This is a genomic window from Actinokineospora diospyrosa (assembly GCF_024171925.1).
GTDB classification, from domain to species: Bacteria; Actinomycetota; Actinomycetes; order Mycobacteriales; family Pseudonocardiaceae; genus Actinokineospora; species Actinokineospora diospyrosa.
Map to the genome: position 1 here is coordinate 50,442 of NZ_JAMTCO010000018.1, position 21,673 is coordinate 72,114.

Annotated in this window: 28 protein-coding genes; 6 read left to right on the top strand and 22 right to left on the bottom strand. The window is 65.5% G+C overall.

Going from position 1 to position 21,673, the window contains the following annotated elements:
* The first annotated feature begins 134 nt into the window (after nt 1–134).
* Nucleotides 135–692 (top strand): hypothetical protein, encoded by a 558-nt coding sequence (locus LV75_RS30865; protein ID WP_253890888.1) that lies wholly within the window; start codon nt 135–137, stop codon nt 690–692.
* A 105-nt stretch (nt 693–797) separates the two neighbouring features.
* Nucleotides 798–1,016: a hypothetical protein gene (locus LV75_RS30870; RefSeq protein WP_253890889.1), complete on the top strand. Its 219-nt coding sequence runs from the start codon at nt 798–800 to the stop codon at nt 1,014–1,016.
* Nucleotides 1,017–1,076: 60 nt separating this feature from the next.
* Here LV75_RS30870 and LV75_RS30875 read toward each other — a convergent pair whose 3' ends face one another.
* From LV75_RS30875 to LV75_RS30920, 10 genes are all read right to left on the bottom strand, one after another.
* Nucleotides 1,077–1,646, bottom strand: coding sequence for a prepilin peptidase (locus LV75_RS30875; RefSeq protein WP_253890890.1), 570 nt, complete (start codon nt 1,644–1,646; stop codon nt 1,077–1,079).
* Between the two features lie 259 nt (nt 1,647–1,905).
* Nucleotides 1,906–2,751 (bottom strand): shikimate dehydrogenase, encoded by an 846-nt coding sequence (locus LV75_RS30880; RefSeq protein ID WP_253890891.1) that lies wholly within the window; start codon nt 2,749–2,751, stop codon nt 1,906–1,908.
* Nucleotides 2,738–3,922 carry an endolytic transglycosylase MltG gene (mltG, locus tag LV75_RS30885; RefSeq protein WP_253890892.1) on the bottom strand — a complete coding sequence of 395 codons (1,185 nt, stop codon included), beginning with the start codon at nt 3,920–3,922 and terminating at the stop codon, nt 2,738–2,740. The genes LV75_RS30880 and mltG overlap by 14 nt, the downstream gene beginning before the upstream one ends.
* The gene (gene ruvX / locus LV75_RS30890; protein WP_253890893.1) at nt 3,919–4,413 is read right to left on the bottom strand and encodes a Holliday junction resolvase RuvX; all 495 of its coding nucleotides are present in this window, start codon (nt 4,411–4,413) and stop codon (nt 3,919–3,921) included. The genes mltG and ruvX overlap by 4 nt, the downstream gene beginning before the upstream one ends.
* A complete protein-coding gene (gene alaS, locus LV75_RS30895) occupies nt 4,410–7,073 on the bottom strand; it encodes an alanine--tRNA ligase (protein WP_253890894.1) in 2,664 nt (887 codons plus the stop codon). Before alaS ends, ruvX begins: the two co-directional genes overlap by 4 nt.
* 60 nt (nt 7,074–7,133) lie before the next feature.
* Nucleotides 7,134–7,400 carry a hypothetical protein gene (locus LV75_RS30900; protein ID WP_372504264.1) on the bottom strand — a complete coding sequence of 89 codons (267 nt, stop codon included), beginning with the start codon at nt 7,398–7,400 and terminating at the stop codon, nt 7,134–7,136.
* Nucleotides 7,397–7,813, bottom strand: coding sequence for a DUF948 domain-containing protein (locus LV75_RS30905; RefSeq protein WP_253890895.1), 417 nt, complete (start codon nt 7,811–7,813; stop codon nt 7,397–7,399). The genes LV75_RS30900 and LV75_RS30905 overlap by 4 nt, the downstream gene beginning before the upstream one ends.
* A 97-nt stretch (nt 7,814–7,910) precedes the next feature.
* Nucleotides 7,911–9,206, bottom strand: coding sequence for a replication-associated recombination protein A (locus tag LV75_RS30910; RefSeq protein ID WP_253891031.1), 1,296 nt, complete (start codon nt 9,204–9,206; stop codon nt 7,911–7,913).
* Nucleotides 9,207–9,386: 180 nt separating this feature from the next.
* Complete coding sequence (locus LV75_RS30915) at nt 9,387–9,578, bottom strand: DUF397 domain-containing protein (RefSeq protein WP_253890896.1); 192 nt, start codon at nt 9,576–9,578, stop codon at nt 9,387–9,389.
* Nucleotides 9,579–9,583: 5 nt separating this feature from the next.
* Nucleotides 9,584–10,447: a helix-turn-helix domain-containing protein gene (locus LV75_RS30920; protein ID WP_253890897.1), complete on the bottom strand. Its 864-nt coding sequence runs from the start codon at nt 10,445–10,447 to the stop codon at nt 9,584–9,586.
* A gap of 118 nt (nt 10,448–10,565) precedes the next feature.
* On the opposite strand from LV75_RS30920, the gene LV75_RS30925 reads away from it, so the two are divergent.
* Nucleotides 10,566–10,769 carry a hypothetical protein gene (locus tag LV75_RS30925; protein WP_253890898.1) on the top strand — a complete coding sequence of 68 codons (204 nt, stop codon included), beginning with the start codon at nt 10,566–10,568 and terminating at the stop codon, nt 10,767–10,769.
* 61 nt (nt 10,770–10,830) lie between these two features.
* Here LV75_RS30925 and LV75_RS30930 read toward each other — a convergent pair whose 3' ends face one another.
* The 4 genes from LV75_RS30930 to LV75_RS30945 form a co-directional block, all read right to left on the bottom strand.
* Nucleotides 10,831–11,334 carry a hypothetical protein gene (locus LV75_RS30930; RefSeq protein ID WP_253890899.1) on the bottom strand — a complete coding sequence of 168 codons (504 nt, stop codon included), beginning with the start codon at nt 11,332–11,334 and terminating at the stop codon, nt 10,831–10,833.
* A gap of 40 nt (nt 11,335–11,374) precedes the next feature.
* A complete protein-coding gene (locus LV75_RS30935; RefSeq protein WP_253890900.1) occupies nt 11,375–11,866 on the bottom strand; it encodes a TetR/AcrR family transcriptional regulator in 492 nt (163 codons plus the stop codon).
* 74 nt (nt 11,867–11,940) lie between these two features.
* Nucleotides 11,941–12,291 carry a DMT family transporter gene (locus LV75_RS30940; RefSeq protein WP_253890901.1) on the bottom strand — a complete coding sequence of 117 codons (351 nt, stop codon included), beginning with the start codon at nt 12,289–12,291 and terminating at the stop codon, nt 11,941–11,943.
* 41 nt (nt 12,292–12,332) lie between these two features.
* Nucleotides 12,333–12,935, bottom strand: coding sequence for a DUF5701 family protein (locus tag LV75_RS30945; protein ID WP_253890902.1), 603 nt, complete (start codon nt 12,933–12,935; stop codon nt 12,333–12,335).
* 185 nt (nt 12,936–13,120) lie between these two features.
* Here LV75_RS30945 and LV75_RS30950 point away from each other — a divergent pair, with 185 nt between their 5' ends.
* Nucleotides 13,121–14,608, top strand: a complete 1,488-nt coding sequence (locus tag LV75_RS30950; RefSeq protein ID WP_253890903.1) for a substrate-binding domain-containing protein — start codon at nt 13,121–13,123, stop codon at nt 14,606–14,608.
* Between the two features lie 77 nt (nt 14,609–14,685).
* Entirely contained in the window at nt 14,686–15,519 is an 834-nt protein-coding gene (locus tag LV75_RS30955; protein ID WP_253890904.1) for a class II glutamine amidotransferase, read from the top strand.
* Between the two features lie 3 nt (nt 15,520–15,522).
* On the opposite strand, the gene LV75_RS30960 is transcribed toward LV75_RS30955, so the two are convergent.
* The 8 genes from LV75_RS30960 to LV75_RS30995 form a co-directional block, all read right to left on the bottom strand.
* A complete protein-coding gene (locus LV75_RS30960) occupies nt 15,523–15,879 on the bottom strand; it encodes a hypothetical protein (RefSeq protein WP_253890905.1) in 357 nt (118 codons plus the stop codon).
* Between the two features lie 74 nt (nt 15,880–15,953).
* Nucleotides 15,954–16,286 (bottom strand): hypothetical protein, encoded by a 333-nt coding sequence (locus tag LV75_RS30965; RefSeq protein ID WP_253890906.1) that lies wholly within the window; start codon nt 16,284–16,286, stop codon nt 15,954–15,956.
* Between the two features lie 164 nt (nt 16,287–16,450).
* Nucleotides 16,451–16,921, bottom strand: coding sequence for an SMI1/KNR4 family protein (locus tag LV75_RS30970; RefSeq protein ID WP_253890907.1), 471 nt, complete (start codon nt 16,919–16,921; stop codon nt 16,451–16,453).
* Nucleotides 16,922–17,070: 149 nt separating this feature from the next.
* The gene (locus tag LV75_RS30975; RefSeq protein ID WP_253890908.1) at nt 17,071–17,529 is read right to left on the bottom strand and encodes a hypothetical protein; all 459 of its coding nucleotides are present in this window, start codon (nt 17,527–17,529) and stop codon (nt 17,071–17,073) included.
* A gap of 337 nt (nt 17,530–17,866) precedes the next feature.
* A complete protein-coding gene (locus LV75_RS30980) occupies nt 17,867–18,364 on the bottom strand; it encodes a Hint domain-containing protein (RefSeq protein WP_253890909.1) in 498 nt (165 codons plus the stop codon).
* A complete protein-coding gene (locus LV75_RS30985) occupies nt 18,297–19,310 on the bottom strand; it encodes an RHS repeat-associated core domain-containing protein (RefSeq protein WP_308211077.1) in 1,014 nt (337 codons plus the stop codon). The genes LV75_RS30980 and LV75_RS30985 overlap by 68 nt, the downstream gene beginning before the upstream one ends.
* A gap of 265 nt (nt 19,311–19,575) precedes the next feature.
* A complete protein-coding gene (locus LV75_RS30990; RefSeq protein ID WP_253890910.1) occupies nt 19,576–20,070 on the bottom strand; it encodes a hypothetical protein in 495 nt (164 codons plus the stop codon).
* Nucleotides 20,071–20,083: 13 nt separating this feature from the next.
* Entirely contained in the window at nt 20,084–20,884 is an 801-nt protein-coding gene (locus tag LV75_RS30995; protein WP_253890911.1) for a Hint domain-containing protein, read from the bottom strand.
* Between LV75_RS30995 and LV75_RS31000 the strand changes: the two genes are divergently transcribed.
* Complete coding sequence (locus LV75_RS31000; RefSeq protein ID WP_253890912.1) at nt 20,844–21,665, top strand: FG-GAP repeat domain-containing protein; 822 nt, start codon at nt 20,844–20,846, stop codon at nt 21,663–21,665. The two genes, LV75_RS30995 and LV75_RS31000, sit on opposite strands and share 41 nt — an antisense overlap.
* Nucleotides 21,666–21,673 lie beyond the last annotated feature (8 nt).

The following is a 21,673-nucleotide window of genomic DNA, read 5'->3' on the forward strand; positions in this document are numbered from 1 at the left end:
AACACCGACCCCCTGCAACGGAAACGCGTCGCCGAGCAGGTCGAGGGACAGGTGATGCGCCGGTCCGAAGAGGACTCCTTGGTGATCGCGAAATGCGATGGCACCAGAGATCGAGCCGCGGCGATACTGCGCCGGTGGAACTGAGACCGTGGGAAGTTGAGCGCGCCAGGGAGTTCGCGGCACTGCGAGGCAGACGCGTCGAGTCGTGGGTCGGGGAGGAGTTCGCTCTACGCGAGAACTTCGAGGGCAATGGCCCCCAGTTCGAGGACCCCGAAGTGCCCTTCGTACAGATGAACGGACTCCAAGCCAACCTCGACCACGGCGAGGCTTTCAGCATCACCGACTACCAGAGCGACGACGCATGGGGCCTGTTCCCGTGGCCCGGCGCCCACTACGAGTACCGGCCCGCAGACGGCATCTACCGCTGGCGTCCCCTCCCCGAACTCCCGACAGGCGACGTCGATGAGGTCGTCGTCCTCGCCGACGCCGAGACCGGACTCCTGGCCGAAGTACACCTGGTCATCGGCGGGAACCTCCTTGCCCTGGTCTCCGGCGAGGTGATCGAACGCGGCAACGGCACCGTGGACATCGTCAGACTCGACGAGTGCGTCCTGGTCTTCACCAACCCCGACGACATCGACCGCGTCCCCTGGTCCAACCCCCTCTCCACCTTGATACCGGTCCACCGCTGACCCCGAGAAGCGGCCCGCTGGCGAAGTGCGTTGTCATGGCTAGAGTCCTTTCAGTGAGCGGAAATGTCATGGTGAGCGGGAGCGGGCGACAGTGATACTGCGCCCATGACTTTGCGAGCATGGGAGATCGAGAGAGCCGAGGTACACCTGGCCATCGACAGCACTCCCCTTCTCCTCGTGTCGGGCGAGGTGAACGAGACGGTGGATGGCTCCCTGACCGTCAGCAGGCTCGACGAGTCGGTGCTGGTGTTCACCGACCCGACCGCGGCCGACCGGGTCCCCTGCGCCAGTCCCCGCTCCGCACTCATCCCGGTTCGGCGCTGACCACTTGGGCACTGACCACTTGACGTGCCCCCGCCAATCCCCCACCTCCGACCAGGCGGCCTAGGAGAAGACCGGCAGGGCAAGAGCGAAGGTGCTAGCCAGCAGTCCAGGCCCGTAAGGGATGTGGTGCCGCCAACTGGCGTGCCGGACGCAATGCAGGAGCAGAGTCAGCGAAGAGGCGATGAGCGGACCTAAGAGGACGAAATTTGGTCCGCCGATACCCAAGAAGAGACCTAGGGTTGGCGCTAGTTTGATGTCGCCCATGCCAATAGCTTCAGGGTTTGCGGCCCTAACGAGGGCATAGAAGGCGGTAAGCGCAAGAGCGCCTAAGAGGGCCTCGACGAGGAGATCGACATGCGAGGCGGAAGCAGCGAAGGCGAGCAGGGCAAGGGTGACGGGGAAGGCGGTCAGGGTTAGCTGGTTGGGCAGACGTCGGTGGTGCAGGTCGAGGGCGGTCAACGAGACCACCAGCCAGGCCAGGAAAGCGATTGCGGGTACCCACCACCAGGGGATGAGCCCACCGTGCCAGGCAGCGGCAACGAGCGCCCATAGCGCTGCCGTGGGCAGTTCGTACCACCGGCGAGGCACCGCATACCGGGGCACGGCAAGGCGGGCTGCCGCCCCAGCCACATATCCCGCGGTAGCCGCAACTGTGGATACAGCGATGGCGTGAAATGCGGCAGGCACCGGAACGCAGAGCGCCGCGGCAGCCGGAATGGCGACGGCGAAGAACCGTGTCGGCGGGGATCCGCCGGGCGCGGCGAGAAGTCTGACGGGGAGCTGGATTGTCATGGCGAACTCCTTTCTCGCTTTCCAAGTTAGCGAGAGGAGGAGGCGCCGCGCATTCACTCAATACGGTGGGGATAGCCAGTTGACAAATTCCAGGGGACTACAGCGGTAGCGGGAGGATTCCGCCGGTCGCGGCGAACAGGGCGTCGCGCATGGCCAGGCGCGGGGCCGGTTGCCCGGTGAAGTGGGTGACCTGCCCGAACGCCTGGTGCAGCAGCATGTCGAGGCCGGTGGCGATCTCGCCCCCGGCCGCGGACACGGCGGTGGCCAGCGGGGTCGGCCACGGGTGGTAGATGACGTCCAGCAGGTGCGCGGCGGCGGCCAACTCGGCGACCAGCGGCTCGGTCGCGGCGGGCGGCACCGTGTTCACCAGCACCTCGGCCTCCCGGGCGAGCGCGGCGAAGTCCGTGTCGGCCCAGCGGGACACCGTCAACGGCAGGCCGAGCCGCTCGGCGCACGCCACGGCCTCGGCCGCCCGCGCCGGATCCCGCACCACGACCACGGCGGAGGTGATCTTCAAGTCCACAAAGGCCGCCAGCGCCGCGCACGCAGTCCCACCGGCACCCAGGACCACGCCAAGGGATCCCCCGAGACACCCGGATGCCTGCAAGGCGCCGACAACGCCATCAACGTCCGTGCAATCGGCAAGCCAACCGGAGCCATCACGGACAAGCGTGTTCGCAGCACCTACCGCGACCGCGCGCGGAGTGGCTTTAGAGGCAAACGACAGCGCGGCACGCTTACCCGGCATGGTCACCGAAAGGCCGACCCACTCGTCACTCAGCCCGGCTACTAGACCAGGTAGTTGCGACTCGTCGCACTCCACGCGCTCATAGGTCCAAGGCAGGCCAAGAGCCTCGTACGCCGCGCCGTGAAGAACAGGTGACAAGGAGTGCGCGACAGGCGAACCGAGAACGGCCGCCCGTCGAACCTCAGTAGGCCTCATTGCGCTGCGCCAAGGCGATGTTCGCGTTGTGCTCATCAAGCGTGTTCGCGAAGCAGGACGTGCCGTCCTTCTGACAGCGCACGAAGAACACCCAGGTGCCGTCAGCAGGCTTGGCAGCGGCCTCTAGTGCCTCTCGGCTCACTGCGGCGATCGGGGTGGGGGGTAAACCTGTGTTCGCGTAGGTGTTGTACGGGCCAGACTTAGCGCGGTCCTCGGGCTTGGTGCGGATCGCGGGCCGGTCGAGCACGTAGTTGACCGTGGAGTCGTACTCCAGCTTCATGGTCTTCGCGAGCCGGTTGTAGGTAACGCGGGAGACCTTGGAGAAGTCGGCGGCGATGGCCTCACGCTGGACCAGGGACCCCATGACCAGCATCTGGTACGGGGTGAAGCCGGTCGCGTCGGCCAAGGCAGGCATACCGATGCTCTGCAGCCGGGCGGAGGAGTCTGCGATCAGCTTCTTCCAGAGGTCCTCAGCGGTGGACCCCGGCCGGACCTCGTAGACGTCCGGCATGATGAGGCCCTCGAGCTTGCGCTTGGGCTCAGGCGACTTCGACGCATCCGGCACAGCCCAGTCGGGCACGCCAAGAGTGGTCAGATCCGCCGTTTCCACTACCTTGCGCAACTCCTCGACGGGCACGCAAGTGCTCTTACCGTTGAGCTGCGCGCACGACGCCTTCGACAACAGGGAGTACACGCCCAGTGTCACGTTGGCGCCATTGGTCACGTCGTCGAACTGGGTGCCTGCCTTGATCTGCAGGTTCCCCACGCGAGAGGCCGGATTGACGATCTTAGCGACGGCGTCGGCACCGGACACCTTTGTGCGCATGACGTAGTAGCCCGGCTGGATGGAGCGGACCTTCGACTCGGACTCGGCCGCCTCGGTGAAGGCTCGAGCGCTTGCGACGACACCGTCGTCCTTAAGCCGGTTGGCGATGACGCCGGTGCTGTCACCGCCCTTGACCTCGACGACGATGTCGGTCTCGCCCGCCCCCGCGAAATCGTCGTAGTCGCCGATCCCGGCCAGGGTGCGCAGGCCGAACCAGACCCCGCCGCCGATGATGGCCAGCACGACGAGTCCGAACACCGCGAGCTTGACGCGCCTGCGGTCGCGGCGCGGCTTGCGCTTGGCGTCGTCCTCCCGCTCCTCGAAGAAGTCGAGATCGTCGGTCATGATTCCGCCTCCGCAGATCGTGCGAGCGCCGCCGAGCGTTCGTCGAGCCACGACTGCAAGATCGCCACGGCGGCGGCCTGGTCGACCACCGCGCGTTGCCGCTTGCCCTTGACTCCCCGGTCGCTGAGCATCCTGGTCGCTGTGACCGTGGTCAGCCGCTCGTCGACGAGCCGGACCGGCACCGGGGCGACGCGGGCCGCCAAGGCGGCCGCGTAGGCGCGCGCGGACTCCGCTGCCGCGCCGTGCCGCGCGGCGAGCGTCCTGGGCAAACCGACCACCACTTCGACCACCTCGTGCTCGGCGACGAGCTCGGTGAGCCGGTCAAGGTCGCTGCCCGACCGCTCGTCGCGGGACAGCGTAACGAGCGGGGAGGCCAAGATGGGAGTCGGATCGCTCACGGCGACGCCGACGCGGACGGAGCCGACGTCCACGGCGAGCCTGCGGCCACGCCCCGGGTCGTCGGCCCCCGGCCGATCGGGCTTCGGGTTCACGACCCGGCCAACGCCCTGCGCAGGGCGTTCACCGCCTCGTCGACACCGTTCGCGTTGGCACCGCCACCCTGGGCCATGTCGGGCTTGCCGCCGCCACGTCCCTCGATGGCCGAGGAGAACGACGGGACGAGCTTGCCCGCGGCGATTCCCGCGTCGCGGGCGGCCGAGGTGGTGGCGACCACGAAGTTCACCTTGTCGCCGTCTGTCGAGAACAACGCGACGACGCCGGATCGCGTACCGAGCCGGTTGCGCACCTCGGTCGCTAGCGTGCGCAGGTCGTTCCCGCCGATGCCGTTGGGCACCTTCAACGCGACAAGAGCGGTCCCGTTGAGGTCTTCGGCCTTACCGGCAAGGTCGCCCGCGGAGGACAAGAGCTGGCCAGCGCGCAGCTTCTCCAGTTCCTTCTCCGCGTTGCGCAGGCGGTCTACCAAAGCCTCTACGCGGGCGGGCACCTCGTCGTTGGGGACCTTCAGCATGGTGGCCAGGTTCTGCACTAGAGCGCGTTCCTTGGCCAGGAAGCGCATCGCTTCCATGCCGACATAGGCCTCAAGACGGCGACTACCGGAGCCGACGGAGGACTCGCCGAGCAGCGTGATCGGGCCGATCTGCGACGAGTGTTCCACGTGCGTGCCACCGCAGAGCTCGCGCGACCAGGGGCCGCCGATCTCGATGACGCGGACGGTCTCGTCGTAGGTCTCGCCGAAGAGGGCTACCGCGCCCAACTCCTGAGCGCCGCCCATATCTGTGTATACGACGCGCACGGGCAGGTCTTGGCGAACGGCCAGGTTAGAGACCTCTTCGATCTCACTGCGCGTTTCCGCCGACAGGGCGTTGCCCCAGGCGAAGTCCAGGCGCAGGTAACCCGGCTTGTTGTAAGAGCCGCTCTGCAGGGCTGTCGGGCCGAGCACCTCGCGGAGCGCGGCGTGCACGACGTGCGTGCCGGAGTGGCCCTGTCGCGCGCCAACCCGCCACTCGTGGTCGACAAGAGCCTCGACATGCTGGCCTTCGACGACCTCACCACTGCGCACGCGCACTTGGTGCACCCACAGCTTGCGGGCGACCTTCTGCACGTCGAGGACCTCTAGCTCCACCCCGGGACCGGTGATGGTGCCCGCGTCGCTCTCCTGGCCACCAGATTCGGCATAGAGGGGCGTGCGGTCGAGGACAACCTCAACGATCTCGCCCTCAGACGCGCTGCGGACACGAGCCCCTTCGCGGACCAGACCGCGCACGGTGGCTTCGGCGGAGAGGACCTCGTAGCCGAGGAACTCGGTCGGGCCTTGCGCCAAGAGGTCGCGATAGACCGTCTGGTCGCCGTGACCGGTCTTACGGGAAGCGGCGTCGGCCTTCGCGCGGGCGCGCTGCTCGGCCATGAGCTCGCGGAAGCCCGCCTCGTCGACAGTGAGGCCCTTCTCGGCGGCCATCTCCAGCGTGAGGTCGATCGGGAAGCCGTAGGTGTCGTGCAACTGGAAGGCCTTGTCGCCGGGTACCAGCGCGCGACCGTCCGCCTTGATCTGCTCAGCGGCGAGGTCGAAGATCTTCGAACCGCTGGCCAGGGTGGCGAGGAACGCCTCTTCTTCCTTGCGCATCACGGACTCGATGCGCGGGAAGTCGTTGGCCAGGTCGGGGTAAGAGGGCGACATCGTGTCGCGCACGACAGCAGCGAACTCGCCCAAGACCGGCTCGTTCACCCCGAGCAGGCGGACAGACCTAACGATGCGGCGGAGCAGACGGCGCAGGACATAACCGCGGGCCTCGTTGCCGGGGGTGACACCGTCCGCGATGAGCATCATGCCGCTGCGGGCGTGGTCGGCGATGACGCGGAAGCGAACGTCGTCGACCGTGCTACCGGAGCCGTAGCGGCGGCCTGACATCTCCTCGGCCTTACCGATAACAGGTCGCACGAGGTCGGTCTCGTAGACGTTCTCGACACCCTGGAGCAAGGTGGCGACGCGCTCGATGCCCATACCGGTGTCGATGTTCTTCGTCGGCAGGGACCCGACCGGCTTGTGGCCCTCCTTGGGGCTCAGCTCGCCGCGCTCGTCCTGCATGAAGACGAGGTTCCAGATCTCCAGGTAGCGGTCCTCGTCGGCGACAGGGCCACCGTCGCGCCCGTGCTGCGGGCCGCGGTCGTAGTAGATCTCGGAGCAGGGCCCACCGGGACCGGGGATGCCCATGTCCCAGTAGTTGTCCTTGCCGTCGCGGCGCTGGATGCGCTCCTCGGGCAGGCCCGCGATCTTGCGCCAGAGGTCGAAGGCCTCGTCGTCGTCGTTGTAGACGGTCGCCCATAGACGGTCCGGATCGAACCCGTAGCCGCCGTTGTCGACGCTGTTGGTGATGAGTTCCCAGGCGAACTCGATGGCACCGGCCTTGAAGTAGTCCCCGAAGGAGAAGTTGCCCGCCATCTGGAAGAAGGTGTTGTGGCGGGTGGTCTTACCGACCTCGTCGATGTCGCCGGTGCGCACGCACTTCTGCACGCTGGTGGCGGTGTGCCACGGCGCGGGGGCCTGGCCGAGGAAGTACGGCTTGAACTGGACCATGCCCGCGTTGACGAACAGCAGGTTCGGGTCCTCGAGGATCAGCGACGCGCTGGGCACCTGGGTGTGGCCGTTGCGCTTGAAGTGGTCCAGGAATCGGCTGGAAATCTCGTGGGTCTGCACTGGAGTTGTCCTCAAGTGGTCAGGGGTTCGGCGGGCGGGCGCGGCGAACGGCGGGGTGGGTCAGCCGTTCGCCCTGCGCGCTCGCGCGCCGGGGGTGACACCGGAGCGGCGCTCTACGGTGTCGGCCAGTTCTTCCTCGCGCTCGACCATGCCAGCGCGCACGTCGGCGCCGAACGCGCCGATGGCCCCGGCGAGTTCGTGCACGGCGTCGCCGAGGTTGCCCGCGATCCCCGCGGGGGTGATGGCGTGAGCGGTCTGCTTCGCCTTGCGGCTAAGAGCGACCCCGGCGGCGATACCGACGCCTAGCCAGAAGACACGGCGGATCACGACCGGGCTCCCTTGCGGGCGCGGCGGCCGGAGCGGGAGTGCTTGCCCTCTAGCTCGCCCTTGGCCTTACGCCGGGCCCGGACGGCCTTGCTGACGCCGTAGGACAGCGCGGCGACCTTCACCAGCGGGCCACCGAGGGTGGCGGTGAACACCGAGGTCAACGCCGAGACGTTGCCGGTGACGGCTTGAGCGTTGGCCGTGATGCCGTCGACCCGCTCAAGCTGGGTGTTCACGTGGTTGAGCGTGGTGTTGGCGCCGGAGAACAGCGGGTCGCTGTTCTCGTGGGCCTTGCGGATGGCGATGGTGGCCTCGTCGAGCGTGCGGCCGAGCTTGGCCAGCACGATGCCCAGCAGCACTACAAGCAGTACGAACGCGCCTGCGGCCACCAGCGCGGCGATCTGCCCTGCTGTCACGAGCCCTCCTCATGGCCTGACCCCGATTGATCGGCGCCAGGTTACCGTGCCGGTTCCGTACCAGTGTGCGCGGTCAGGCGGGTGTCGAGCGACTCGGTTACTCGCCTCGGATGACCCGGCGCAGCTTGGGTACCCGGTCGGCGAGATGTCGTTCCGCGCCGCGCTGGGTGGGCTCGTAGTAGTCGCGTCCACGCAGGTCGTCCGGTGGGTACTGCTGGCTAAGAACGCCTTCCGGGACGTCGTGGGGGTATTGGTAGCCAGTGGCGTTGCCGAGTTTCTTCGCACCGGCGTAGTGGCCGTCGCGCAGGTGGGGTGGCACTTGCCCGGCTCCCCCTGCGCGGACGTCAGCGAGGGCGGAGTCGATGGCGGTGTAGACCGCGTTGGACTTGGGCGCGGTGGCCAGGTGAATGGTCGCTTGAGCCAAGGCGAGCCTGCCTTCGGGCATACCGATCAGCTGGACGGCCTGCGACGCGGCGACAGCGATCTGGAGGGCGGTCGGGTCCGCCATGCCGATGTCCTCGCTGGCGTGCACGACGAGGCGACGCGCGATGAAGCGTGGGTCTTCGCCTGCCTCGATCATGCGGGCGAGGTAGTGCAAGGCAGCGTCGACGTCGGAGCCGCGGATGGACTTGATGAACGCGGAGGTGACGTCGTAGTGCTGGTCGCCTTGCCGGTCATAGCGGACGGCGGCCTTGTCGACGGTGGCCTCGACTGTGGCGAGGTCTATAGAGCCTTCGCGGGTGGAGAGAGCCGAGTCTGCGGCGGCTTCGAGGGCGGTAAGAGCCCTGCGAGCGTCACCACCGGCAAGGCGGACGATGTGTGCTTCGGCGTCTTCGTCGAGGGTGACTTTCGCGTTGAGTCCGCGTTCGTCGGCTACAGCCCGCCTGACCAGCGTTTGGACGTCTGTGTCGGTAAGAGGCTGGAGTTGGAGGACTAGAGAGCGGGAGAGCAGCGGGGAGACCACGGAGAAGAACGGGTTCTCGGTGGTAGCCGCTACTAGGAGGACGATTCGGTCTTCTACGGCGCCTAGGAGGGCGTCTTGCTGGGTGCGGGAGAAGCGGTGCACCTCATCGATGAAGAGGACGGTGGACTCACCCGAGTGCGTTAGGCGTCGACGGGCCTCTTCGATTACCGCGCGGACCTCTTTGACGCCTGCAGAGAGGGCGGACAGGGCCACGAAGCGTCGTCCGATGGCGCTGGAGACGAGGGTGGCGAGGGTGGTTTTACCGGTGCCGGGTGGGCCGTAGAGCAGGATCGAGGCGGGGGCCGCTCCCTCGACTAGGCGGCGTAGGGGGGCGCCGGGGCCTAGGAGGTGGTCTTGGCCGAGGACCTCGTCGAGGGTGGCGGGGCGCATCCTTACCGCTAGAGGGGTGTTCGCCAGCGCCTTGCGCACAGCGTCGTTGGAGGCGGGGGCGCCGAAGAGATCGAACTCCTGTTCCACAGGAGTCGACGCTACCTGGTGTAGGCGTCGACCTTGGTGGAGGCGAGTAAGGCAGCCCAGGAGGTGGGGTGGACCAGAGCCCCCCGGCATGTGCGCCGCTGGACTCTGGGCCGTACGCGGACTGGTGGCTAGCTAGGCGTTCTTGAGGTCGGTGAGCAGTGCGGACCAGGTGGCCGGGCGAACGGAGAGGGCGCCTGCCGCGCGGTTCTTGGTGTCGCGGATGCCGACGGTGGTGGTGGTCAGGCGGACCTCGACACAGTTCTCAGTAGCCGCCGTACTACGACTGCTCTTGAACCAACCCGTGTCCCAGACCTGGGCAACCATGGGAGCTACTCCTTCGCGATGTGCTGAATCAACCGGCGGGACGCTTCGCGACTCAAGGCCGCCTCCCAGGACCGGTAGAACGCTCGAAGCATAGCCGTGGCTTCTGGTTCACCGTCGTAATAAGTTGACGGACCGAAAACGGGTGATGAGTAGCCGATCGGTGTCCCACGCTCACCGAAGCCGAAGATGGTCAAGCCAGATCCTCGCAACGGGTTGCCGTAGGAGTCTGCTTGCAGGACACGGATGTTCAGGTCTGGCATCTTGTCGATCAGTGCGAGCAGGTGCGTCAACTGCTCGCGCATCACTTCGGGCGCACCCATGTTGGCGCGCAAGGCATCCTCGGTAACGACGAAGCGCATGATGCGCCGATCCCCTTCGCCCAGCAGTCGAGACTGGCGATCCAGGCGGTAGACCGAACGATCTTCGCCTTGGGAGTCATCTGCGGACCACAGCACGCCATCCGCTTCGGCAAGCAAAGCTTGGATGTAGCCCTCGGACTGCAACAGACCAGGGATAACCCCGGTCTCGAAGCAGTTGATTTCGGAGGCGCTGGCTTCCAAGTCGGCGAAGCGGCGGTAGGCATCTGGCAGATTGTCTACGTGGACGCGGCGCTTTTGGCGGCGGCGGGCTTGTTGGCCTAGTTCGACGACCGTGGTGCGTTCGTCGCCGGTGACGTTGTAGCAATCCAGGAGCTTGTCGAGGTCTTCCATGCTGGCGGTGGCGCTGCCGTCCTCCAGTTGGACGATCCGGGAGCGGACCTTGCCGAGGACCTCGGCGCTGGCCTGTTGGGTCATCCCGGTGCGTTCCCGCAACCGGCGAAGCACCAAGCCCAGTTGCCTGCGTTCGAATGTAGGCCGCGCGTGGCCCATGGCCGACCCCTTCGGTTCACCCGATTGTGCGTCTTGTCGAAGCCCGACAGTCGCCCTAACATTCAGCGCGACAGTCGGGCTTAAGTCCCGATCACTCTAGGACACAAGGCGGCATCCCATGGCACTGTTCACCCAACCGGGCGTTTCTGTCGAGGCCTGGATCGACCTCGCGCACGACGTCCCGATGCGACTGGAGTCCGTCGAGAACGGGCAGGCGTCGCTGCAGTTCGGACAGGCTGGCGAGTACACGATGACCATGAGCAGGAACAACCTCGCGCAACTGGTCGACCTGGCGAACTCGGCGATCAGCCAGTTGAGCTAGGGCAAACTATCAGCAACCACCGGTGGCGGTGCCGGGAACCCAGCAGGTCGATGCGATTCGGTCAATCGATGGCGAAGGCGTGCAGGAAAACGCGCGCCGGGCGTGCCCCCCGGTCAACGGTGACATCGACCTGCTCCCGGTACAGCCCAGGAAGAACCACCCGCCACGACCGGACCGGCCCATCCGCCGAAAGGGTCCAGTTCGCCCCGTCGGGCGCATAGATCAGGGCGTACTCGGACATCAGCGGGTCCGGCTGGTCCGGGCGCACGCCCAAGGAGACGAGGAACGAGTCCACGCAGTCGTCGGGCGCGGCGAAGTCCAGGCTGACGCTCTCCGGGCCTTCCGGGAGGATGTAGTACCGGGTCAAGGGCTTCGCGCAGTCCGGCAGCTCAACCCGGGTCAGTCGCGCGATGTCGTTCATGCCGTGGCCGGTGCTGCTGCCTTGGTAGGCCCGGGGGTCCAGGTTCGCCATGAACGCAGGCCACAGCCACACCATGGCCCCGCTGAGCGCTATGACAACCAGCGTGATGATGGCGGGTTTCGGGGAGGGGCCACGGTCGATCACCAGTCCACAGTAGCCATTCGCGGCGTCGAAGTGGTGGAGACTATCGGCAACTGCCGGTTGGGGTGATGGCAACGCCGAGCAGGGCGCGCAATGCCTGCTCGACGACCGCGGGGGTCAGCGGTCGCACGCTGGTCAGCGCGTCGATGAGCACGCCGTCCAGGAATGCGGCAGCGGCAGGGCACCGGTCGGCCGGGAACCGGTGCTCCAGCACGCGAACCAGGTCCGCGCGCCACTGCTCGGCGAGCGGTCGCAACTCCGGCCGGTGGGTGGCGGCGAGGTACAACTCGGCCTCGACCACCGCTCGTTCGTCGGCACCGCACAGGCAGTCGACCGCAAACTCGGCGACAGTGGCGACCGGGTCGTCGGCGGCGCCCAGGCGGGCGGCCAGCCCGGCGAGGTCCTCGGCCCAATGGTCCGAGACCTGCTCCAAGGCGGCCGCGGTCAAGTCGTTAAGGGTCGCGAAGTAGTAGGTGGTCGAGCCGACCGGGACCCCTGCGCGGGCGGCGACGGCGCGGTGGGTCAGGCCTGCCACGCCGAGGCTGGGGATCAGCGCGCACGCGGCGTCGATGATCTCCTGACGACGCGCCTGGGGGTCGCGGCGGCGGTTCAGTGGGCACCGCCGAGGTTGAGGGTGACCACGCCCGCGACCACCAGGACGACGCCGATGACCTTGACCGGGGTGAGCGCCTCGTTGAGGAACAACGCGCCGACGATGACGATCACCGTGGTGCCGAGGGCGGACCAGATCGCGTAGCCGACGCCGATCTCCATGCCTTGCTGCAACGCCTTGGCCAGCATGAAGAACGCGATCGCGTACCCGGCGAGCACGGTCACGGTCGGCCAGAGCTGGGTGAAGCCCTGCGTCGACTTCATCAGGCTGGTGGCGACCACCTCGAAGGTGATCGCCAGGCCGAGGTACACCCACGCGAGCATCGCGCACTCCCCAGAGTTGGACATCCGTACATGTATGACTGTACATGTACGGATGTCCAACTTACCTACGCGCGGCTCGCGGCGGACGCGAAGCCGAGCCAGGTGTGCCGGTTGCCCCACCAGCACCAGCCGACCTTGGGGGCGTCCTTGTTCTCCTTGCCGTCGCGGCCGGTGCCGTTGCTGATCCAGATCGCCGGGGTGCGCGTGTCGAACTTGCCGCTCGGCCTGCGCAGGCGTGACGCGATGGTCATGAAGCAGAGGTTGCGCTCCAACGCCTCCGGCTCGTGGAGCAACCACTGGATCCCCTCCCCCAGCGTCAGCGGGGTGCGGCTCTTACCCGCAATCGCCGGCAGCGCCTCCTCTGGCGTCCAGTTGGCCATGTCGTCGCCGCGGTCAATGTCAGTCACCAGATAGACGGGCTTGTCAGGCAACTCCACTGTCGGCGCGAAGTCGTCGAGGTCCGCCATGTCCACCACTACGAAGCCGGGCTTGTCCTTGTGCCGCAACAGGGGGGCTATTTCTGTCGCCTTGAGCCGGTCTGGGTGCACTACGAGCAGCGCGCTGTCGCTGTCCGGCAGGGCGAGGTCCTGGTCGGTGAGCCCGGCCAGTTCGGGGATGCCCAAGTCGTGGAGTCGCTGGATCTGCTTGTCGAGCGGAGGAAGGGGCACGCGCGAGCCTCCAGGGGTTTCGGGTAGGGGGTTTCCGTCCAACGCCCGCGACGCGGCCGATGTTCCCGAGCCCTACCACGATCGGGTCAAACTCCGGGTTAACACTGCTCGACACCCTCGCGTGTCCAGGGTGGACGGACGTCGACCGTCGGTACGGTCGCGCTGTCTCACCCCCCGGAGGAGCCATGTGGGAGCTGCTCATCGCGGCCATCGGTGTGGCGGTACCGATCGTGACCTTCCTGTGGGAGTCGCTGGTCGTCGGGCGCAAACGGCTCGGGTACCGGGTGCAGCTCGACACCAGGATCCGCGTGGGCGAACGCCCCGGCGGACCGCTGCGGCTGCGGGTAGGCGACAGCGACGCCGCGCTCGACGACCCGACTCTGGTGCTGCTGCGCGTAGAGAACGCAGGGGCGACCAACGTCGATCGCGGGGACTACGCCGCCCCGGACGACGACAAGGTGGGGCTGCGAATCAGCTTCCCGCAGCGGCGCGTGGTGGACATGGCCATCACGGAGCTGAGCGACGCGCATCTAGAGCAGTTCTTCGGCGCGGAGTCCGGGCTCGCCTACGCAGACAACACGATCGATCTGCCGCGGGTGCCTCTTAACCGCAAAGCTCACTACAAGGTGTTGGCGGTCCTAGAGGGAACGGGGACCGAGCAGTACCCGGACCCGGTGGTAGTCGGCGCGATCAAGGGGGGCGTGCGGGACGGACGGGTACTAGAGACGGCAAGCCGAACGGGGCCGTCGCGGCGGGCGCGGTGGGTGACCGCGTTCCTGGTGCTAGTCATCGTGTCGCTGGGGGTGGGCAGCCTGCTCGGCGATCCTGACCCGCTCGACTGCGGGCACGGGCAGCTCGTGGTGATCGGGTCGACCGCGTTCGCACCTGTGCTGCGCAGCGCCGCGCGGCAGTACGAACGCACTTGCGGGGACGCCCGAATCGCGGTTGAAACGGGAGGTAGCGCCGACGGCATAGAGCGGCTCAACCGCACGGGTGGCACCGCAGCGGTAATCGCGTTCTCCGACGGGTCGAAAGCGGACGGGTATCCGAGGTTGATCGGTCGCCCGATCGCGTTCTCGTTGTTCACCCTGGTGGTGCACGCCGACGCAGGGATCAGGGACCTGTCCACCGAGCAGGTCCGCGCGCTGTACGCGGGCGAGGTGGCCAACTGGTCCGAAGTGGGCGGCAACGACGTCGAGGTGCACCTGGTCAGCAGGCAGAGCAGTTCCGGCACCCGGCGCGCCTTGGAGTCCCGGGTGCTGGGGCAGTTGGAACTCGCGCCGAACTCGACCAACTGCCGAACCCTGGACAAGCTCGCGACGGCCCAGGTCACGCGGTGCGAACGGCCGGGGACCGAGAGCGTGCTGAGCGCGGTCGCGGAGGTGCCGGGGGCGATCGGGTACAGCGAGGCCCACGCGGCGGAGGGGGTGGCGTCGGTCGTGCAGGTGCGGATCGACGGGAGCGAGGCGGAGTTGGTGAAGGCGGATCACCACGCGTACCCGTTCTGGGAGACGGAGTACGCGTACACGTTCGACGAACTGCCCGCGGATTCGCTGGGGGCGGCGTTCTTGCGGTACCTGACCAATGAGGTGGGGCGGGACATCATCCGGGTGGAGGGGCACCAGCCGTGCGCGGACCTGGCGAATCCGGTGCTGTGCCAGCCGGTGAAGTAGTCCGCGCACGGTCTCATCCAGCGTGTGCGATGCCGGTGGTGCGGCGGCGGTGGTGGGCTTGGCGCAAGGAGGTCAGTATGTGTCGTTGGATCGCGTACTCAGGCTCGCCCGTGCGGCTGGAGGATCTGCTCTACAAGCCCGAGAACTCCCTCATCGTGCAAAGCAAACAGTCCCAACTCGGTGTCGAAACCACTAACGGTGACGGGTTCGGCATCGGTTGGTACGGCGACCGGGGAACACCCGGGGTGTACCACAACATCCAACCCGCTTGGCAGGACAGCAACCTGCTTGAGCTGGCCGCCCAAGCCAGCTCAGGCCGGGTCTTCGCACACGTGCGGGCCACTACCGGCACGCCGGTGCAGCAGACCAACTGCCACCCGTTCCGCCACGACCGCTGGCTGTGGATGCACAACGGGGCGATCGCGGGCTTCTCGGAGATCAAGCGCGACCTGGTCCTCGCCGTCGACCCGGACCTCTACCCCGCGATCAAGGGATCAACTGACTCCGAGGTGCTATTCTACCTCGCGCTGACCATGGGCTTGGAACACGACCCGCCCGCCGCCATGGCCCAAGCGATCGGCTTCGTCGAGCAAGTCGGCCACCGCCACGGCATCGCATACCCGATCCAACTCACCGTCGCGACCACCAACGGAGAAACCACCTGGGCGTTCCGCTACTCCAGCGAGGGCCGCTCCCGCTCCCTGTTCCACAGCACCGACATCTCAACGCTGCGCCAGCAATACCCGGACAGCCCGGAACTGCAGCTACTTTCCGACGACGCACGACTTGTCGTGTCCGAGCCGCTGGGCAGCTTGCGGGGCGCATGGCGTGAAGTACCCGAATCGACCTACCTGACCACACACGACGGCGTGGAGGAAATCCGGCCGTTCTCCCCTGGCACGACCGGGTGAGCTCTACTGCAACGATGTCAAGACGCTCCGGGCTAGGCCGCGAACGTCCTCCCAACGCTGGTCCGTGGCCAATGCCTCCACCGCCCAAACATCGCGATTCTCCTTCTCGCTCATGGTGGCGAGAGCCGCATCGATTGCGTCGAGCAGCTCCCGCACATCAGCCTGGAGCCATCCATTCGAAATGAACTGGGGCAACAACCGGTAGCCCGCATCGAACTCAAGCGCGAGTTCGTCGGCAAGCGCGGGTTCACCAGGCAACCCCAGAGAGCCCAACCAGGCCAGCTGATGCCGAGCATCCAGAGCGAGAATCGCCACAGCCCTCAAGAACGCCACGAGAGGGCGGACAGGCAGCTCAGTCATTGCCGGATCACCACTTTCCCACTCGACACCTTCCAGCGTAGCGCACTATCAAGCGGCCAACAAAAGGATTGCGCTCATCTGGTCCGCGCCAGCCAGCCGATGTCACCCATGTTCGGATCGCGACCCAGTTCCCGCCACATCGCCATTGCTGTGTCAACAGCAGTCGACGCGTTGCCCCAGGGGAGGAAGGTGCCGGTGTCACCGTTCAGATCGCCCAGGACGACGCCGGAACCGGTGAGCGCCACCAGGATAGGGCGCGCCACGGCCTGCAGCAGCTCGTCGTCCGCCTCGGGCAGGGCGCGCCGAAGGTGCCAGAGCAGGGACCAGAACTCCACGTAGTCATCATCGAGTTCCCTGCTGAGCGCCTCCGCCACCTCAATGGCGACAACCACCTCGTTCTCGTTCACAGATCGCTTTCTTGGGTCAGCCGGGAAACTCGACGATTGTGCGGTACTTGAGTTGGTTCGCTTCGAGGACGTTCAAGCTTGTAGTACGCCCACCCTACAGCCTGCCTGCACCCCGAACAGTGGCCAGCCTTCGCCCAGCAGCGATCGCAGCAGCTACCGCGGGGTCAGGTGATCCTGTGGAGACATCGAGCCAATTCATCCAATAGGAAACCGCTGAAGGATTCCCATGTTCGCAATATCTCGGAGCTACCTTCGCGATAGAGGACAACTGGAGGGTTGTCCAAGCCCTGGCCAAACCAGTACGCCAGATAGCCTCCATGTATCGCAAAGACCACAGAATCACTCGCCAACAGGTGATCTGCACCGTTCTCAGCCAGCAACTCACGCGTGTCCGCAGGCACACCTATGACCTCAGGGTAGAACACGTCAGTCCCTTCAAGAAACCCTCCAGCGCCACCGCCCATCCTCCGGAGGAACTCCGCGTAATACGATGGGAGGCGGCCGACACCTTGGTCGGCACGAATCTCGTCGACCTTCTCGCCGGAAAGTCCGGTGAACGCCGCGCCAGGCCGCCACAGCTTGACCTGGGACTCAAAGAAGTCAAAAAAGTCGCTTGCATTATCCACTACGCGCACCCACCTTCTAGCCTGTTGTAGAACGTCTCGTTGACTACGTCAACTGATTCAGGAGGCTCCACACCTTCCAGTACGGCGCACCATCAAAGTGCCGACTCGAGCCAGGAGACTTCTGAATGTAGCGATCGGTGAAATGATTGGTATTGGCTTCAGCCGAGGTCACGATCCCGCGGTACCTCGGCCACCGACTCACACCATGCCGATTGACGGCTCGACGGAAGCCGGTAGTTCCGCGCCTCAGCCTCATCGAAAATCGCAACCAGTGAATCCGGTAGGTACCCAAGATGGCCGTCCACCATCTCACCCAGGGCGAGGACTGCTGACGCGCCACTGGAGAAGTCCAATCGCAACGCCCAGACCTCGTCCGGACAACCCTCGTTCGGCACATGAGAAGAACGGGCCGCACCAACGATTGGCACACCGAGTAGCGGATGCCATTCGGGCAGTCCGCTCACGTCAACAAAGTCATCCGGATCAGACGCTGGGAGATCGCCCGCTATGAACAGCCCGACTCCGAGCCATTCGTTCAGTCCGCGCATCTCCCAGCGGACCTCGAGGACATCCCCACCGACCAGCAAGAACACAGCAGCCGTGTCGATCTCGTGCACTTGGTCGTGCCGGTGCCCGTGAGGCCATCGGCCTTCGGGGAGCAAGCGGTAACGAACAGCCGACAAGCTTCGACCAACCAGACGACCGGCGAGCGCGTCGAACTCTTTCGGTCCGTCGTCAGGAAGCGGCCAGGGGGAAATCACTCTACTCATCAATACCGCCCGAAGTACTGGAACAAGCCCTCGCTATCGAATGTCACACCGTACCCCTGCTCACCACCTACACCAGGCACAACATACCGCGTCCCGCCTGCGAAGGTGCCGCTGGTGACAGGACTCTGCGTAGCAGCGGGTTCGTGAGGGAGTGTTACCAACAAGGACGAAGTACGTGTGCAAGTCATCGACGGTCAACGTAGGCGCGATCCACCCTCCCAGCGCCGCTGACCATCCCCTGCACAGCCACGCGGCCGCCTTCCGCCGTCAGAAGTTGATCGCCGGGCTTCAGCGCGTCGGCTCGCTGCCACTTCTGCCTGCTGGCGTTCCAGAACAGGTGATCTTCAGTTGTGTCGATACGGCGGCCGTCGGTGAGGGCCAACTGGTAAATGGTGTCGGTGTGGGGCCAGGTAGCGGTGACACGACGCGGGCCTTGTTCCCCGATCTCGGGATCAGCCGCCACGACCAGATCACCTTCTGCCACATCCTCGATCGGCTTTCCGGTGCCGTCGGCCATGAGAACCGCAGTGTCGCCACTGAAACTGCACACGGCGTTCGCCGCCCTGGCGGTGGCACCTTCCACCTTCACCGGGGTGCTTGAGGCGCTCACCGCTTCATCGATGACGCTGACGCCCTTGGCTACGCCTACGGCGCCTGCTCCGACTGCGGGTACGGCGGTCATCGGTGGGGCGGTTGATTCGAGAGCTCCGGCAGCGATGGCGGCGCAGAGACCGCCGGATCCGACGCAGGCGAAGCCTGCTACCAAGGCGCCCGCGACGACTACCTGGACGAGGACCTGTACCCACCAGGGGTAGTCCGGGGGACGTGGCCGGGGATGGGTTCGAGCATGTGCTCGAAGCCGGCGACCGCTTCGTACTCGCCGTCGGAGTAGGTGAAGTAGCGGTCGTTGACGGCGGGGCGGTAGTCGGTGCGGCCGAGGTCGATGACGGCGCGGCCGTGGGAGCCGACATTGGAGGGAACACCGCCGTGGGGGGTGGCCCAGCCCTTGCCACCGTTGCACAGGAGTCGCAGTTGCGCCCCTTGCCCTTGACCGCAGCGCGCGGGACGCCGCCGTCGCCCTGGAGGTTGTACTGCGAGTGTTCCAGGCCGATGTTGTCGTAGTCGGCGATGAGGCCGGTGGGGTCGGAGTAGGTGGTGGGGTTGTTGTTGGCGTAGGCGTATCCGGTCCAGGACTGGGGGGAGGCCAGGTCGAGGATGGGGTCTACGGAGATGAAGCGGCCGAGGGTGGGGTCGTATTTGCGGGCGCCGACGTCGGTGAGGCCGGTGGCCGTGTTGACGGGCTTGTTGAGGAAGCCGTGTTGGGTGGACCAGGCGGGCTGGGGGCCTCGGGCCTCGCCGTACGGGGTTGACTGGCGCCAGATGGGGGTTTGGGCGGTGTTGTTGAGGACCAGGCTGCCGGTGTTGTGGGGGTCGGTGATCTCGAAGTGGTAGTTCGTGCCGGATCCGGTGCGGACCGCTTGGCCGCCTGCGGTGAGGGGGTAGAAGCGGGTTCCGGTGAGTTCACCGTGTATCCGATCGGCTAACCGGATACGCCCTCGAATCGGGCTCGTCCTTAAGCACCAACAGGACCACACCAAGCACCGCCACAGCCCAACGAGTCGCGACACGCGAACCCAATCAACCCTGTGATCGTCGGGCAGACTGCATCGTCACAGAATTTCGTCGATGGCCAGGACATAATTCCAAGAAATAGAGAGTCCCTGACCAACCCTACTGTACGCATCCGAAGAGAGTGGTGTGATCTCGCAATCGACGCTGTGGCATGTAAAGGATCCTTCCAGCAGCACGGGCACGTGGCCAACCTCGTTGGCGGCCATGAGCTACTCTAGGTGAGACATTTGACTGTAGGGGAACTCCCATCAGCCGTGCGTGTCAGGACCCGATCGGCGCGATCGTGTCAGCGAGGCATACCTCCAACATTTCCACGAAGCTTCCGAAGTCTTTTGACACCACCTGAACATCTGAGTCATCAACATCGAAGCTGTCGATGTCGAAGCATCCGTTGAGCCGATAGACTCTTTCATCTCCGGCGACGACGGTTAGAAGACCACCGCCACCATCGGTGCCGAAAACAACAATCCTCCCACTCAACGCACCGGCCACCTTGGAAGGCAGGAGCCCGGACTGGGCGGATCGAATGACTTCGTCAGCCGAATCGATGAACCATGCATTTCCAACAGCAGGAAGTGATACGTCCGCCACCGAATGATAGAATGGAATCAGGCCACTTGAAGCTCCCCGCGAAACCAACTCATCTACTTCTTTCGAAGAAAGTTCTTCAGTTCGCCTGGAGACCTTGTTATCCCCCGGCGAATATCCGTAATACGCTTCAAAACCCGTGACCAATTTGTCCACCATGCTAGCCATACGGTCGATCCAGTCACTTAGGCTCTGCCCAGAAGTAAGCACTGTATCCCCTATCAATTTGGGCCGCATAAGCTTCAATTTGAGCGCGCGTCGCATTTGGGTTGGTCTCTTTAAAGTACTTCCATTGAAGCGTGATGTCTTGATGGACGTTCGCTCCGCGCGATTTCATCCTACCACCTGGGATTCCGCGAATATTACTAGGCGCATCAAAATCGAAGTCAACGAACTCAGGATGATTTCGATACTCCTGCGGGATCGCGTGGTGCGCATCCCAGTCGTTCGGCAGGTCCTGAAACCCGCCATTTCTCATAGTCGCGATAAATCGACCTCGATAGTTGGATTTCGCGATTCCAGGAAGGTTCGGATCATCACCGCACCTGTTGTGCACAAGTACCGCAGTCTCTCCAGCTACCACAAAGAAGGTGTGAGCGGTATCGACAGTGAGATTGAATACCTCGACGGACCGACTGTAGCCCTCTCGTAAGCCCACGACAGCGGCCGGTGAACCACTCGAATCGAGCAGGAGATCCCCGAGATGCAGCGCTTTTGCGGGCAGCCACTCCCCCTCGGTTAAATTCCAGAAAGGGTGACCAGCAGTCGTATCAATAGTACTGCCGTCCGCAAGTACAAGTTGCTGAACGGTGTCTTTGTGTGGCCACGTAGCGATCACATCTCGCGCGCTCTGCTCGCCAGTTTCGGGGTCCGCAGCGAGGACCTTCTCACCCGGTCGAATATCGCGGATCGGCTTTTCAGTGCCGTCTCCCAGCAGCACCTTGGTATCGCCATCGACGCCGACCTCCGCCGGGACGGTCATCCCGCCGACGAGCGCGAACCTGCGGTCGTTCGGCGCGATCACCTGGGCCAACCCCACCACCGGCAGCGAGCAGACCGACATCTACGTCGCCACGCCTGCCGGTGAACTGCTGGTGTATCAACCGGTGCCGTCGGGGATCCTCGGTGTGCCGCGCCAGGCTGGGAACGCGGGCTGGCAGTTCATCACACCCATCGGCCTCGCCGACTGGAACCACGACAACTACCCGGACCTGGTGGCGCGCAACGACAGCACGTGCAACGAGATGGTCTACCCCGGCTCACCCACCGGGTTCGGCCTGCCCACCCAGATCGGCACCGGCTGGTGCGGCTACACCTTCTACGGCATCACCGACTGGACCCGCGACGGCCACCACGACATCATCGCCGTCGACTCCGGTGGCACCCAGTGGGTGTACCCCGGGGACCTCACCGGCGGCACCGCGACCCGCATCCAGATCGGCACCGGCTGGAGCTCGGACCTCACCCCGTGGGGCATCGCCGACTTCAACGGCGACAACCACCCCGACATCATCACCCGGCAGAGCAGCACGAGCCAGCTCAGGATGTACCCCGGGGACAACACCGGCACCGGCAACGGGGCGGGAACCGTCATCGGTTCCGGCTTCACCGGCGCGACCTTCTTCGGCTTCACCAAGTACTACGTCGCGAACCAACCCCTCGCGATGCTCACCCGCTTCACCGGCACCCTCACCCGCTACACCACCAACGGCGCTGGAGGTTGGTCAAACGGCACCGGTACCGCCATCGCCACCGGTTGGTGATCCCCGTC

Coding starts and splice junctions, on each gene's coding strand:
- LV75_RS30870 (WP_253890889.1), top strand. CDS start 798: ATGACTTTGCGAGCATGGGAGATCGAGAGAGCCGAGGTACACCTGGCC.
- LV75_RS30880 (WP_253890891.1), bottom strand. CDS start 2,751: ATGAGGCCTACTGAGGTTCGACGGGCGGCCGTTCTCGGTTCGCCTGTC.
- mltG (WP_253890892.1), bottom strand. CDS start 3,922: ATGACCGACGATCTCGACTTCTTCGAGGAGCGGGAGGACGACGCCAAG.
- LV75_RS30915 (WP_253890896.1), bottom strand. CDS start 9,578: ATGGTTGCCCAGGTCTGGGACACGGGTTGGTTCAAGAGCAGTCGTAGT.
- LV75_RS30920 (WP_253890897.1), bottom strand. CDS start 10,447: ATGGGCCACGCGCGGCCTACATTCGAACGCAGGCAACTGGGCTTGGTG.
- LV75_RS30925 (WP_253890898.1), top strand. CDS start 10,566: ATGGCACTGTTCACCCAACCGGGCGTTTCTGTCGAGGCCTGGATCGAC.
- LV75_RS30940 (WP_253890901.1), bottom strand. CDS start 12,291: ATGTCCAACTCTGGGGAGTGCGCGATGCTCGCGTGGGTGTACCTCGGC.
- LV75_RS30950 (WP_253890903.1), top strand. CDS start 13,121: ATGTGGGAGCTGCTCATCGCGGCCATCGGTGTGGCGGTACCGATCGTG.
- LV75_RS30955 (WP_253890904.1), top strand. CDS start 14,686: ATGTGTCGTTGGATCGCGTACTCAGGCTCGCCCGTGCGGCTGGAGGAT.
- LV75_RS30960 (WP_253890905.1), bottom strand. CDS start 15,879: ATGACTGAGCTGCCTGTCCGCCCTCTCGTGGCGTTCTTGAGGGCTGTG.
- LV75_RS30980 (WP_253890909.1), bottom strand. CDS start 18,364: ATGACCGCCGTACCCGCAGTCGGAGCAGGCGCCGTAGGCGTAGCCAAG.
- LV75_RS30990 (WP_253890910.1), bottom strand. CDS start 20,070: ATGGCTAGCATGGTGGACAAATTGGTCACGGGTTTTGAAGCGTATTAC.
- LV75_RS30995 (WP_253890911.1), bottom strand. CDS start 20,884: ATGACCGTCCCGGCGGAGGTCGGCGTCGATGGCGATACCAAGGTGCTG.